This window comes from Thermomonospora cellulosilytica, assembly GCF_014138835.1.
Lineage (GTDB): Bacteria > Actinomycetota > Actinomycetes > Streptosporangiales > Streptosporangiaceae > Thermomonospora > Thermomonospora amylolytica.
Genome location: NZ_JACJII010000001.1, coordinates 2,961,309 through 2,975,062 on the forward strand (window position 1 = coordinate 2,961,309; position 13,754 = coordinate 2,975,062).

Sequence of the window (13,754 nt, forward strand, 5' to 3'; positions counted from 1 at the left end):
TGACGTCAACACTCTGTGGGGGCAGTGGCGAGGGAGACGGGGGCGACGGGTGGACGACGTTCAGCGCGACCGGACGCGGGCCGCGGGGCGGCCGGACCTGTGGGTCTCGGCGCTGGCCTGGGCCGCGGTGATCTGCTGGGGACTGTGGGCGCTGGCCCGGCTGGCGGGGATCGACCGCGCCCCCTGGATCGGCGCGGCCGCCACCCCGCCGGTGTCGTTCACCCCCTACATCGCCGCCGCCTCGGTGCTGCCGGTCGCCTTCGCCGCGCTGCTGCGCCGCCGCCGCGCCGTGATCGGCGGAGCGGCGGTCATGCTGGTGCTGGCGTTCTGCGTGCTGCCGCGGGCGGTCGGCGGCGGCCAGCCGGACGCGCGCGGCCCCGCGCTGCGGGTGCTGACCGTCAACCTGCTGTTCGGGGAGGCCGACCCGGAGGCCGTGCGCGACCTGGTACGGCGCCACGACGTGGACGTGCTGAGCCTGCAGGAGCTGACCCCGGACGCGGTGCCCCGGCTGGAGGGCGCGGGACTGGGGAGGCTGCTGCCGCACAAGGTGCTGGACGCCCGGACCGGGGCCGGCGGCACCGGCCTGTACGCGCGGTACCCGCTGCGGGCGCTGCCCGCCGTGCCCGGCACGGTCTTCGCGATGCCCCGGGCGGAGTTCACCCTCCCCGGCGGCCGCCGGGTGGAGGTGACCGCCGTGCACCCGCCGCCCCCGGTGACCCGCGCCGCCATCCCGCAGTGGCGGCACGACATGCGCGCCCTGCCCCCCGCCGGCGACGGGACCGTGCGCGTCCTGGCCGGGGACTTCAACGCCACGCTGGACCACGCCGAGCTGCGGGGCCTCCTCGACCGCGGGTACGCCGACGCCGCCGACCGCGTCGGCAAGGGCCTGGTGCACACCTGGCGGGACCCCCGGCTGCCCGCCTACCTGACCATCGACCACGTGCTGGTGGACCGCCGCTGCGCGGTGCGCGACGTGGCGGTGCACGACGTGCCGGGCAGCGACCACCGGGCCGTGTTCGCCGACATCCGCCTGCCCTGACCGGACGGGGCGTTCCGGCCGGCACGGCAGACTGGAGGCATGGGGCGCCTGATCACCGTCGCGGACTCCGCCGACCCGCGGCTGGCCGACTACGTGCGGCTGCGGGACGTGCAGCTGCGCAAGAGCCTGGAGGCCGAGCACGGACTGTTCATCGCCGAGGGGGAGAAGGTCATCCGCCGCGCCGTGGAGACCGGGTACCCGGTCCGTTCCCTGCTGATGGCCCCGCGCTGGCTCGACCCCCTGGCCGACCTGCTGGAACGCGTCGACGCCCCGGTGTACGTCGCCGACGACGCCGTGCTGGAGGGCATCGTGGGCTTCCCGGTCCACCGGGGCGCGCTGGCGTCCATGGCCCGCCGTCCGCTGCCCCCGGTGCCCGAACTCGTCGCCGACGCCCGCCGCGTCCTCGTCCTGGAGGACCTGGTGGACCACGGCAACGTCGGCGCGATCTTCCGGTGCGCGGCGGCGCTCGGCGTGGACGCGGTCGTCCTGTCGCCCCGCTGCGCCGACCCGCTGTACCGGCGTTCGGTGAAGGTGTCCATGGGCGCGGTCTTCGCGATCCCGTACGCCCGGATGACCGACTGGCACCACGGGCTCGGCGAACTGCGCGCGGCGGGCCACCGGCTGCTGGCCCTGACCCCCGACCAGTCGGCCGTCCCGATCGAGAAGGCGGTGTGGGGCGAACGCGTGGCGCTGATGCTGGGCACGGAGGGAGACGGCCTGTCCTCCCGCTGGCTCAAGGCGGCCGACGAGGCGGTCTGCATCCCGATGAGCCCCGGCGCGATGGCCCGCGGCGTCGACTCCCTCAACGTGGTGGCCGCCGCCTCCATCGCCTGTTACGGGCTGATGCGGTCCTGACCGTCCGGAACGGCCCGGTCAGCGGCGGCGGTGGGCGCCCTTGCGGCGGCGGGCCGGGGCGGCGGCGGTGGCGGTCCGGCCGCGGTTCAGCCGGAGCTGGGCGACCAGCAGGCAGAACGCCACGACCAGGGCCGACAGCCAGGCCGCCTGGGTGCGCGCGAGCTGGTCGAACTCCTGCCGGTAGGCCACCGGATCGGTGCCGCTGCGCAGCGCCGTCTGCGGGGCGACCGTCCCGGTCGTGCCCGCCGTGCCGGGTGCGATCGTGGGCGCGGGGGCGCCGGCCTGCGGCAGGCTCACCGGCGGCAGCGTGGCGGCCGACCCGTTGGGCGCGGGCGGCGTGTAGGCGACCCCGCCGGACACCGACGAGCCGCCCGATCCGCTCGAGGAACCGCCGCCGGAGCCCGACGACCCCGAGGTGGGGGAACGGTCCAGCCGCCCCGGGTCCTTGGACGGGGTCTTGGTGGGCTTGGGAGAGGTCTTGGTCGGCGAGGGGGGCGGCGGCTGCCTGACCGTCACGGTCTCCTCATCCGAGCCCACTTCGACGCCCTCGGCGGTGACCTTGGCGATCAGCGTCAGATTCTTGGGCGTGTAGCTCTTGGGGATCGTGACGAGGATGGTCTCCGTGTCACCCGCCGCATCGGGGTCCTCGGGGGTCGCCAGCGCGCAGGGCTCGGCGACGGTGCACCGCGACAGGGTGAGCGCCGGCACGTTCGGGGCCCTCAGAACGAGCTTCATCCCGGCGAGGGGGTCCTCCGGCTTCGGAGTCGGACTCGGCGACTCGGAAGACGATGGCGTCGGAGTCGGCTCGGGCTGTTCCAGCGGAGTGACCGTGACCTTGACCTCGAACCCCTTGCCCCTGGGGACCGGCTCCGTCACCGCGAACGTGATCCTCACCCGGTCCGACGCCTCGTCACCGGACGGCTGCGAGGTGCTGGAGGAGGCGTCGTCCAGTGCCCAGGCCGGGTAGGTGACTCCCAGTGCGAGGACGGCCGCCGTCCCCAGTCCCAGCACGATCGGGTTGCCCGCCGATCGGAACACGCCCCCGTACCTCCGTCGATCGCCTTCGACCAGAACGACCCGCCTTGGGCTCCGTCACACCGCGCCTTTACCCGGACTGGGTGTGCGCAACCATCGCAACACGGATCATCCTCCCGGGCAACCCGGGGCCGGGTCACCTGGATCACACGAATATTTCGTGAAGATCCTCTACTTCCGAGCGAGCCGCCCAGGCCTGCCACACTCCGTGGTCGATCCGGTCGAGTTCGAGCCGTTCCGCCACATGAGCGCGCCCGCCGGCATATTCGACGCGCAACCAGTTGTCGTGCTCCCCGACGACGATGAAAGGCTCACCGCGCCAGGTGCAGGCCGTGCGGACGTACCGGAGGGAGTCCACCTCCTCGGCGGGCACCACCCGGCAGTGCCGTCCCGGCCGGACCTCCCGGAAGCCCTCGGCGGGGCCGGTGGTGTAGAGCCTGACCCGGCCGTCGGCGCCGGGGCTGGCCTCGTACTCGACCCCCTGCCAGGTCGCCAGGTACCCGTCACGGATCATCGGCCGACCTCCGCCCTGTCCTCGTGCTCCGCGGCCCCGTCACCCTCCTCCTGCTCCGGCCGCAGCCAGGCCAGCCGGTCCGGGTCGTACATGGCGACGAACCGCTCGGTCCCGTCCCGGCCCAGGTAGTACATCTCCGCCCCGTACGGCAGCCGGGCGCTGTCGACCTTGTACTCGCGGATCGACCCGGCGCTGCCGGGGGCGAACCCGGTGCCCAGGAACGGCGGACGCTCCTGCACCCAGCCGGCCTCGCCCCAGGACCGCACCTCCTCCTCGGTGCGCCCGCCGAACGGGATGCGGTACAGGTCCGGGCAGTACCCCGGCCAGCGGATGACGTACACGCCCTCGTCGTCCAGGGAGAACGGGGAGTCCTCGTACAGCAGCCCGAGCACCTCGTACAGCTGCGCCGGGGTCTGCAGCTCGGCCACGTCGGAGACCAGGTGCACGAACCCGCCGACCCGGTCGTAGCCCTGCTCCAGATACCAGCCGACATGGCCGTGCGGGACGACCTTCTGCAGCACGGCGGGCTGACCGGCGGACTGCTCCGGCGGGCGTGCCTGCTGAGGCCGCGCCCGCCGGGCGGCACCGGCCACCGGCCGCTCGGGCTGCTCGGGCCGTCCGGACGGCCCGGCGGGACCGGCCGCCGCCTGCGCCATCGCCTCGGCCGTCGCCGGGTCCATCACCGTCTGCGTCGGGTCGCCGCCCGCGGCGGCCTCCACCGCGTCGGCGGTGGTCCGCAGTGGGTCGTCCACGCGCGGCCCGTCGACCATGGTGGCCGTGGGGTCGCCGGGCGGCGGCATGTCGTCGGTCACCGGCGGCAGGTCGAACACCGTCTCGGCCGGGTCGTCCAGACGCGGGTCGCGCCGCGGGGCGGGCGCGCCGAGCGAGGCCGGCGGCACCGGGGCGGGCGGGACCTGCGGCCGGGGCCGGAACAGGCCCACCCGGGTCGCCCACTCGCTGAGCGCCTGCACCTGGTCGCCCTCCAGCGAGGCGCCGATGCGGGTGCCCGGGTTCAGCGCCATCGCCCAGTCGGGGCGCGGCCAGTGCCGGATCAGCTCCCGGAAGTCGGCGTACACGAACCGGGAGGCGGGCATCACCTCGCGCAGCCGCAGCAGCGAGGTGAACACCTGCACCGTGGCGGCGTCCCGCATCGCCGCCGACCAGCGGAACTCCGGCTGGGTCGGGGTGAGCTCCAGCGGCGCGTCCGCCGGGATCGGCACCAGCACGTTGGCCGCCAGCAGCACCCGCAGGAACGCGTCGGTGTCCCCGGCCTGCGCCGCCTCGTACAGTTCCTGGTCGATCCGGTTGCCCGGCTCGAACGGCGGCTCGGGCGGCTCCACCGGCTCGGGCCGGGCGGGCGGCTCGAGCGGCTCGGCGCGCTGCGCGGCGGGCTCGGCGGGCGCGGGGGGCGCGGGGGGTTCGACGGGCGTGGCGGGTTCGGCGGGCGCGGGGGGCTCGGTGGGCCGGGCCGGCACCCAGTCCTGCGCGGGCTCCTCCGGCCGGTCGGCCACCGGCGCGGCGGCCGGCTCCCGGACCGGCTCGGGGGCCGGCTCCCGGACCGGCTCGGGGGCCGGTTCCCGGACCGGTTCGGGGGCTTCGGCCGGGGTCATCGCCTTGGCCAGGTCCCGGATCCGGTCGGCGGTCAGCACCGTGCCGATCGGGGTGCCGGGGTCGACCACCAGCGTCCACCCGTCGTCCGGCCAGGCCGCCAGGACCTCCCAGAACCCCGGCATGACGAACCGGGACGGGCCGATCGCCTCGTGCATCCACCGCAGCGACGTGAACACCTGGACCGCCGGCGCCCCCCGCACCGGCACCGGCCGCCACGGGAACTCCGGGTCGTCCGGGCGGATCCCCCACGGGGTCTCGGGGTCGGCGGGCACCAGCACCTGGGCCCCGGCCAGCACCTTGAGGAACGCGTCGCCGTCCGGCAGGGCGGCGGCCTCGACCAGCCGCCGCTCGACGTCGTTCTGCGGCTCGAACCCGTCGGCCGCCCGCCGCGCGGCGACCTCGTCGGCCCACTCCGACAGCCCGGCCAGCCGGTCGCCCGGCAGGATGGCCCCCACCGGGGTGCCGCCGTTGACCGCCAGCCCCCAGTCCCGGTCGGGCCAGTACCGCGCCACCGCCGCGAACGGCAGCGTGATGTGCTCGGCGGGACCCTGCCCGGCCGCGGCGTCGCCGATCAGGTCGCGCATCCGCTCCGGCGAGGTGAACACCGGGATCACCGTGTGCCCCTCGACCTCCCCGGTCTGCCAGGGGAAGCCCGCGCGGCCCGGCTTGAGCGCGTAGTCCATGTCCCGCGGCACCGGCAGCAGCACCTCCGCACCGGCCAGCGCCTTGAGGAACGCGTCCTCGTCGTCGGCGGCCAGCGCCCGCAGCAGCTCCCGCTCCACGTCGTTCGCCGGCTGGAACGGCTGCTCGGGCGCGTCCTTGGCCGCACCGGCGGCGTGCCGGGCGGTCACCACCGGGGCCGGCCGCTCCTCCTCCGCCGCCGTCTCCGGAGCGACCTGGGCCGGAGCGGGCTGGGCCGGAGCGGGCGCGGACAGCGGGCCGGCGCTCGGCGGGCGCGGGTCGCCCTCGACCAGCTGGGTCAGGAACCACGACGGCAGCCGGGCCTCGATCGGCAGGCCCGCGTCGACCAGCAGCCACCAGCGGGCGTCCGGCCAGCCCGCCGCCGCGTCCCGGAACCGCAGCGTGACGAAGTGCCGGTGGGCCGGGCCGAAGCTCTCCCGCATCGCCGCCGCCGAGGTGAACGCCAGCACGTGGACCCGGCCGTGCTCCTCGCGGGACGGCCACGGCGGCTGCGCCCGTCCCGCCAGCACCTCGTCGACCAGGTCGGGCGGGACGGGGACGACGAGCTCGGCCTCCGCCAGCACCCGGAAGAAGGTCTCCTGGTCACCGGCCTGCACGGCGTCCCGCATCCGGTGTTCGAGATCGTTCGCCGGCCGCCACGCGTCGGCCACGTTCGCCACCCCCTGTGAGGCTCAGTGCGCCCCCATGCCACCGAGCACACTTACGGACCCGCTTACGCTACACGGGCGAATGGACAGCAAGCGCCCGCCCCCGAGCGGGCGGGCGGACGTGCGCACGGGGGCTCCGGCTCAGAGTAGGCGGCGGATACGGCGCGTTCCACCTGGGCCGGGACGGGCGCGCACGAGGTGGCGGATGCGCAAGGATGGGCACCGCCGGTGGGGTCCAGTCTGGGAGGGTTCGATGCGTTACGGGGTGCGGCGCGGGGGTGCGCTGCGGGGGTCGGCCGCGGCGGCGGTGCTGGCGCTGGCGGCCGTGGGCGCCGGAGGCTGCGCGATGTTCGGCGGCAACACCAGCGAGGTGTGCGCCGACAGTAGGCGCGCCGTCCAGGAGTACGTGGGCCGGCTGAACCAGGTCCCCGCCAACGAGCCGGCCCAGTGGAAGCAGGTCACCGAGCAGCTCGCCGGACGTTTGGACACGCTGGCGGACACCGCCGAGGACGCCGCCCTGCGCAAGGCACTCAAGGACGAGTCCGCCCGGCTCCGCACCGCCGCCAAGGCGCTGGCGACCGGGGACGCGGCCCCGCTCAACAGCACCCTCGCCCAGACCCCCGGACGGCTCGGCGGCGCCTGCGAGTGACCCCGGACATGCGACGCGCCCGCCGCGGCTTCGCGGCGGGCGCGTCACTGTCCTGCGGGACCGTCCTGCGGGCCTAGGCGCGGCGGGTACCGGACGTTCCGCTCTGCTGGGGCAGCGCGCCCAGCCCGCGGAAGCCGCCGCCGCCGTCACCGTCGCCTCCGCCGCCCGGCGGCTCGAACGGCGGGTCCGGCTCCTCCGGCTCCTCCGGCTCGTCCGGCGGCCCGCCCGGCTCCTCCGGATCACCGGTGCCGGGCCCGTCGTCGCCGGGCGGCGGGCTCAGGTCCGGCCCGTTCCCGGGACCGTCCGGGCGGCCGGTGGAGTCGCCCCCGCCCGGCGACGGGTCGTACCCGCCGCCCCCGGAGGCGTAGGTGGACGGCGGCCCGAAGCTCTTGGGCGACAGGTTCTTGATGTTGACGGCCTCGGTCATGTACGACCGCCAGATCTGCGCCGGCAGCACGCCGCCGTACGCGCTGTAGCCGCCGATGTCGACCTGCTTGGTGGGGCTGTCGCTGCGGAAGATCGCCACCGAGGTCGCCATCTGCGGGATGAACCCGTTGAACCACAGCGCGTTGCCGTTGTCGGTGGTGCCGGTCTTGCCCGCCACGTCCCGCCCGTCGTACAGCTGGGCGGCGGTGCCGGTGCCGCCCTGCACCACCTTGGTCATCGCGTACGTGGCGTCCCGGGCGATCTGCTCGCTGAACGCCCGCTTGCCCTTCTCGGTGTACTCGTGCTCGTCGCCGTCGAGCTCCTTGACGGACTTGACCACGTACGGGGTGTGGTAGACGCCCTCGGCGGCGAACGTCGCGTACACCCCGGCCTGCTGCACCACCCGCACCGACGCCACGCCCAGCGGGAACGTCGGGGCCTTGTTGGCGTCGTTCTGGGTGAGCTGGCCCTCGGGGATGCCCATCTTGACGGCCATGTCGGTGACCTTGTCCAGGCCGATCTCCTGGCCCAGGTTCACGTACGCGGTGTTCACCGAGTTCTGCGTGGCGGTGACCAGGTTGACGTACCCGTAGCTGGTGCCGCCGCTGTTCTTGACCGGGTGGCCGTTGTAGTACTGCGGCGACGCCCCGTTCACCGTGCTGTTCAGCGTCTTGCCGGCGTCGAGCGCGGCGGCCAGCACGATCGGCTTGAAGCCCGACCCGGCCTGCGCCCAGTGCCCGAACGACGTGGACAGCTGCTCCTCCAGATAGCCGCGGCCGCCGTAGAAGGCGACCACCTGCCCGGTCTCGGGGTCCACCGACACCAGCCCGGTGAGGGTGGTCTTGCCGGTGCCCTTGGGCAGGTTGGCCTTGACCGCCTTCTCGGCGGCGTCCATCAGCCGCTTGTCGAAGGTGGTGACGATCTTCAGCCCGCTGCGGTTGATCTCGTCCTCGGTGTAGCCGCGGCGCTCGCGCAGCTCCTTCTGGGCGATCCGGACCATGTAGCCGGTCTGGCCCTTGAGGACGTCGGTGACCTTCTGCTTGACCGGCGCCGGGAAGGTCATCCGGGCGGCCTCGTCCGGGCCGAGCGCGCCGGTCTCGACCATCGCCCGCACCACCGACCGCCAGCGGCCCTCGGCCATCGCCCGGTTCTCCCCGGTGGGGTCGCCGAACGGGGTGGGCTGCTGGATCGCTGCGGCCAGGTAGGCGGCCTCGGCCTTGGTCAGCTCCCCGACGTCCTTGTTGTAGTAGGCGTGCGCGGCGGCCTGGATGCCGTACGCGTCCCGGCCGAAGAAGATCGTGTTCAGGTACTGCTCGAGGATCCAGTCCTTGTCGCGCTGGCTGTCCACCTTCAGCGCGACCATGATCTCCTTGAGCTTGCGGCTGACCGTGCGCTCCTGGCCGAGGCCCTGGTAGTAGTTGCGGACCATCTGCTGGGTGATGGTCGAGCCGCCCTGCAGCTGCTCGCCGGTGACGGTCGACCAGAACGCCCGGACCGTGCCGCGCACCGACACCCCGGGGTCCTCGTAGAAGCTGCGGTTCTCCGCGGCGATCACCGCGTCGCGCACGTGCTCGGGGACCGCGTCCAGCTCGACCTTCTGCCGGTTCACCCCGATCTTGGCGATCAGCGTCTTGCCGTCGCTGTAGTAGAACTCCGGCCCCTGCGCCACGGCGTCCTCCTGCGGGGAGGGCACCGGGGTCAGCAGGTACGCCACGGTGAACGCGGCGATCGCCAGCAGCAGGAAGCCCAGCACTGCGAAGGCGACCCGGCGCGTGATCCGCGCCGCCCGGCCGCGCTCCTTGCGCCGCCTGCCGCCCCTGCCGTCCTTTCCTGCCTCCTGCGCAGCCGCCCCCACAGCCGCGTCCCCCTCCGGCTCGCCGGTCTTCTGGTCTTCGACCTCTCCCATACTGACGTCCGCGGCGGCCTCGGAGTTCGCTTCCGTTCCGCCTGCGTCCTGGTCCTCCCCGGCAACACCGCTCCCGGAACCCCCACCGGAAGCACTTCCCGCAGCCGCCCCGGCAGCCCCCACGGCGGCGGCACCCCGGAGCGCCGAGGAGCCTCCCGACGCCCCGTCCCCCTGGAGCACCGGAAGATCAACGGCAGTCGCCTCACCCGAGGCGTTCCCCTGCGAGGCCGCCCCCGGCGTGCCGGCGTCCTGGAACGCCGCAGCACCGGCCGACGCATCGTCCGCCGACCGATCCTCCTGCGAGGCCGCCGCCGGGTCGTCCTCCTCGAGCACCGGGAGATCAACGACCGTGGTCTTGGCCGAGGCGTTCTCCTCCGAGGCCCCCGCCCCCGTGGCGGCACCCTGAGGCACCGCGTCGTCTCCCGGCTCGTCCGCCGCCGGTGGGTCGGTGTCGTGGGCGGCCGTGGCCTCGTTCGGGGCGTTCTCTTCTGAGGCCGCCGTCGATGTGGCGGTGTCCTGGAGGGGCGGGTCGTCGATGGTCGTGTCGTCCGCGGGCTCGTCCGCCGCCGGGGCCGCTGTCAGCGGGTCGGCGTCGCGGGCGGCCGGAGGATCGGCGGTTGTCGCCTCATCCGAGACGTTCTCCGCGGAGGACGCCGGGCCGTCGACGGGCGCGTCGTCTGTCGGCTCGTCCGTCGTCGGGGGCGCTGCCGGTGCGGCGGTGTCCTGGAGGGGTGGGAGGTCGACGGCCGTGGCCTCGCTCGGAGGGTTCTCCTCTGCGGGCGCCGGGGGATCGGCGGGGGTCTCGGGGAGTTCCACGGTCTTCCACCAGGCGTTGGCGGTGACCGAGTCCGCGTCGGAGACGACGGTGGGCTCGGTGGGGGCCGGGGCTTCGGTGGGCTCGGTGGGCTCGGGGTCGGTGGGCATCTGGTCGGTGGGGGACGGGCCGGTGACGGCGGGTGGGTTCTGGGCGGCCGGATCCGGGGCGGCCGGGGGGTCTGGGGCGGGGACGGCGGGCTCGCCGTCCGCCCGGGCGGGGGGCGGCGGGTCCTCCGGAGAACCGGACCTGGTCTCGTCGGCGCCCTTGCCGCTGCTGCTCACTCGCCCCCCGTGATGTTCCAGTGACGGATGTCCGCCGAGGTCGTCCGCTGTGCCGGTACGTCAACGTTCACGTTCGATGGCTTCCACATTCATGACGGTCAACACTTTCCGATGGTTGTCGCGGACGCCGTCCGGACGGTGCGGAGGGATGGGCGGCGTCCGGGCGGTCACGCGGCGGGCGACCGGAACGGCGAGACGGCGGGAACCCCCGGCCGGGAGTCCGCCGCCGTCTCGGCAGGACGATCTTGGATCACTTGGGCGCGGTGCCGAGGACGTCCACGATGAACACCAGGGTGTCGTCGCCCTTGATGCCGGCCTGCTCGTTGCCCTCCTTGCCGTAGCCCTCCTTGGGCGGCAGGACCAGCATGACCCGGCTGCCGGCCTTCACGCCGACCAGGCCCTTGTCGAAGCCGGGGATGGTCTTGCCGGTGCCGATCTCGAACGGCTGCGGGGAGCCGTTCTTCCAGCTGGAGTCGAACTCCTTGCCCGAGTCCCAGATGACGCCCTTGTAGTTGGTCATCACCTGGTCGCCCTTGGCCACGGCCGGGCCCTTGCCCTCGATCAGGGTCTTGATCACGAGCTTGTCGGGGGCCTCCTCGTCGGGCACCTTCACCTCGGGCGCCTGGCCCTTCTTGGCCTCGACGGTGGGCAGGCCGTCCTCGTCGAACTTCTTCTGCTCGTCCGGCAGCACCGAGGGGAACGCCTTGACCAGGTCGAGCACGAACAGCAGCGAGTCGTTCTTGGCCAGCCCGAACTCCGCGGCGGCCTGGCCGAGGTCCTTCGGCGGCACCTCCACCATCACCCGGCTGCCGACCGGCTGGCCGATCAGCGCCTTGTCGATGGCCTTGTCCAGGCCGGTGGCGTCCTTGCGGCCGACGGTCAGCCCGCGGGGTCCGCCCTGCGCGTAGCTGCTGGCGATCTTGCCGTTGTCCTGGCCCTCGCCCTCGCCCTGGCCCGTCCCGGCGGAGGGGGACGGCTTGGTGCCGGGCCAGCGGTAGTAGGCGAAGTGCAGGTACACCAGGTCGTTGGCGGCGAGCCTGGCGCCCTTGCCCTGGATCAGGACCTTGGCGGAGTGCTTCCCGGTGGGCCGCACCTCGTCGGGGATCTCGACCTTGGGCTCCTTGCCGAACGCGCCGGTGACCTCGAGGGTCGGGCCGGGGCGGGTGAACCACCAGTAGCCGAGGCCGCCCGCCGCCAGCGCCACCACCAGCAGCGCGGCGATCGTGATCCGCCGCCGCTTGCGGGCCTGCGCCGCGGTCAGCGGGGACGGGCGCGCGGGCATCCGGCGGTCGCGTCCCGCGCTGATCCCGTGCGGCGTGAAGTCCGGCCGCTTGATGCCCTGGGCGCTCGGCAGCTTGGCCTTCAGGCGCGGGGCCGGGGCCGACCCGCCGCCGCCCGGCTTGTCATCCTCGGGCATTTTCCTCACTGTCTCCGGCTAGACGACACCTCAAAGAGCACACACACCTTGCCAGCACCGGCCTAAGGGGAGTGTGAAACCGTGCGAACAAGACCGGACCGAATGTATCGGCCCGGACCGGTCGCCGGAACCGGATGGGAGCGGTGAACCCCACCAAGCCTGGCCCGGCCGTGACCCCGGATGCGGGGCCGTGCCGAACGCAGTCTAGTCACGCGCGGCCGAACCGTTCCGGGTCCGGCGGCGCGGCAGGCGCCCCCTGGGCTTGTAGATCGACAGCGCGGTGGCGGCCAGCAGCATGGCGAACTGGACGGCGACCTCGGCGTTCTGCTCCCACTGCCGCCGGGCCGTCACCTCGGCGGCCGCGGCGAGCGCCTCGGGGTCGGACAGCAGGGCGCCGACCAGGATCGTGGCCACCAGCAGCAGCAGTTTCACGGCCACCCACACGTGCCGCAGCACGCCCCAGTGCGTGCCCAGGCCGAGTGTGATGCCGCTGGCCAGGGAGATCATGCTGAGCGGGATGCCGCCCGCGAAGACCAGCGGCGTCTGCAGCCGGTAGGCGTACTCGGCCAGCCCCGGATCGCCGGTCAGCGTGGCGGTCAGGTTGAGCACCACCAGCGCCCAGACCTCCCCGACCAGGGCGACCGACGCGAGGACGTGGGTGAGCAGCAGGGCCTTGCGGGCTCGCGGGGTCAGCCGCGTTCTGCCGGTGGCGGTGCGTGCGGGACGTTCGACGACGGACATCGCGGGCTTCCTCTCTGGAACGGACACCCGCAGGGTCGCCGGACGGCATGGGGGCCGTCGTCGCATGGTCGGAGGATCGCGGGGTCACCCGTGCGGAGCAGCCGGGGCGAGGCCGGCTGCTCCCACCGTGGTAGCCGGGGGTCGCCCGGCCCTCCTGCCGGGGCCCGGTCGAGAACGGGTCAGCCCTGTGGGGTCGCGGGGCGCAGCAGCGCCTCCTGGGCGATCGAGGCGACCAGCACGCCGTCCGCGGTGTGCAGCGACCCCCGGGCCAGGCCCCGGGCGCCGTGGTTGGTGACCGGGTCGACCGAGTACAGCAGCCACTCGTCGACGCGGGCGGGCCGGTGGAACCACACGGCGTGGTCCAGGGTCACCGCCTGCGCCAGGTCGCGCGGTGAGCCCGGTGCGCGGGCGCTGCTGACCACCGCCATGTCCGACAGGTAGGTGATCAGGCAGGCGTGCAGTCCCGGGTCGTCGTCCAGCCGCTGGGAGGCCCGGATCCAGAACGGGTGGGGGAGCGGGAACCGGTCCGCGGGCGGCCTGCGCACCAGCCGGATGTCGAACATCCGCGGATGCCGCATCAGCCGCAGCACCCCCGGCCGGGGCAGTCCCTCGGGGCCGGGGACCCGCGGCGGCTCGGGGGGCGGCCAGTCGTAGCCGGGCTCGGGGTCGTGGAAGGAGGCCACCATCTCGAAGATCGGCTTGCCGCCCTGGCTGGCGGTCACGTGCCGGGTGGAGAACGCCCGTCCGTCGCGGGTGCGGTCCACGTCCAGCCGCAGCGGCTCGCCGGGCATCCCGGGGCGGATGAAGTAGGCGTGCAGCGAGTGCGGCGGGCGGCCGGGTTCGATGGTCAGGCAGGCGGCGCGCAGGCTCTGCGCGGCGACCTGCCCGCCGAACAGCCGCTCCCGGCCGTGCCCGTCGGGCGCGATCACGAAGGCGTCGCCGTCCAGCGGTTCCAGGGCGAACATCTGGGCGGCGGCGGCCCGGGCGTCCGGCATCTCCTCCGACGTCTCGTCCGGCATCTCGAATCCCCTTCGGTTTTGCCCGACATGGTCGCATGCGCGTGATCCCGCGCTCACCGCGCCCCGGCCGCGCCGGGGAGGTTCGTTCCGCCCGA

General features: G+C 74.3%; 10 protein-coding genes. 3 read left to right on the plus strand and 7 right to left on the minus strand.

The features are described from left to right. The first annotated feature begins 49 nt into the window (after nucleotides 1–49). Both HNR21_RS14260 and HNR21_RS14265 read left to right on the plus strand, forming a co-directional pair. Complete coding sequence (locus tag HNR21_RS14260) at nucleotides 50–1,039, plus strand: endonuclease/exonuclease/phosphatase family protein (protein ID WP_220500156.1); 990 nt, start codon at nucleotides 50–52, stop codon at nucleotides 1,037–1,039. 39 nt (nucleotides 1,040–1,078) lie between these two features. After that, nucleotides 1,079–1,894 carry a TrmH family RNA methyltransferase gene (locus tag HNR21_RS14265; RefSeq protein ID WP_182705600.1) on the plus strand — a complete coding sequence of 272 codons (816 nt, stop codon included), beginning with the start codon at nucleotides 1,079–1,081 and terminating at the stop codon, nucleotides 1,892–1,894. An 18-nt stretch (nucleotides 1,895–1,912) separates the two neighbouring features. Here the strand turns inward: HNR21_RS14265 and HNR21_RS14270 are convergent, their stop codons facing one another. From HNR21_RS14270 to HNR21_RS14280, 3 genes are all read right to left on the minus strand, one after another. Continuing rightward, nucleotides 1,913–2,932 (minus strand): hypothetical protein, encoded by a 1,020-nt coding sequence (locus HNR21_RS14270; protein ID WP_182705601.1) that lies wholly within the window; start codon nucleotides 2,930–2,932, stop codon nucleotides 1,913–1,915. A gap of 142 nt (nucleotides 2,933–3,074) precedes the next feature. Further along, a complete protein-coding gene (locus HNR21_RS14275) occupies nucleotides 3,075–3,443 on the minus strand; it encodes a UCP033725 family protein (RefSeq protein ID WP_119727532.1) in 369 nt (122 codons plus the stop codon). Beyond that, entirely contained in the window at nucleotides 3,440–6,406 is a 2,967-nt protein-coding gene (locus tag HNR21_RS14280) for an SseB family protein (protein WP_182705602.1), read from the minus strand. The genes HNR21_RS14275 and HNR21_RS14280 overlap by 4 nt, the downstream gene beginning before the upstream one ends. A gap of 250 nt (nucleotides 6,407–6,656) precedes the next feature. Between HNR21_RS14280 and HNR21_RS14285 the strand changes: the two genes are divergently transcribed. After that, the gene (locus HNR21_RS14285) at nucleotides 6,657–7,052 is read left to right on the plus strand and encodes a DUF8711 family protein (RefSeq protein WP_182705603.1); all 396 of its coding nucleotides are present in this window, start codon (nucleotides 6,657–6,659) and stop codon (nucleotides 7,050–7,052) included. A 73-nt stretch (nucleotides 7,053–7,125) separates the two neighbouring features. Here HNR21_RS14285 and HNR21_RS14290 read toward each other — a convergent pair whose 3' ends face one another. The 4 genes from HNR21_RS14290 to HNR21_RS14305 form a co-directional block, all read right to left on the minus strand. Then, nucleotides 7,126–10,482, minus strand: a complete 3,357-nt coding sequence (locus HNR21_RS14290; protein ID WP_182705604.1) for a transglycosylase domain-containing protein — start codon at nucleotides 10,480–10,482, stop codon at nucleotides 7,126–7,128. Nucleotides 10,483–10,732: 250 nt separating this feature from the next. After that, nucleotides 10,733–11,899 carry an FKBP-type peptidyl-prolyl cis-trans isomerase gene (locus tag HNR21_RS14295; protein WP_119727537.1) on the minus strand — a complete coding sequence of 389 codons (1,167 nt, stop codon included), beginning with the start codon at nucleotides 11,897–11,899 and terminating at the stop codon, nucleotides 10,733–10,735. Between the two features lie 204 nt (nucleotides 11,900–12,103). After that, nucleotides 12,104–12,640 (minus strand): hypothetical protein, encoded by a 537-nt coding sequence (locus tag HNR21_RS14300; RefSeq protein WP_182705605.1) that lies wholly within the window; start codon nucleotides 12,638–12,640, stop codon nucleotides 12,104–12,106. Between the two features lie 179 nt (nucleotides 12,641–12,819). Then, nucleotides 12,820–13,659, minus strand: coding sequence for an acyl-CoA thioesterase (locus HNR21_RS14305; RefSeq protein WP_182705606.1), 840 nt, complete (start codon nucleotides 13,657–13,659; stop codon nucleotides 12,820–12,822). Nucleotides 13,660–13,754 lie beyond the last annotated feature (95 nt).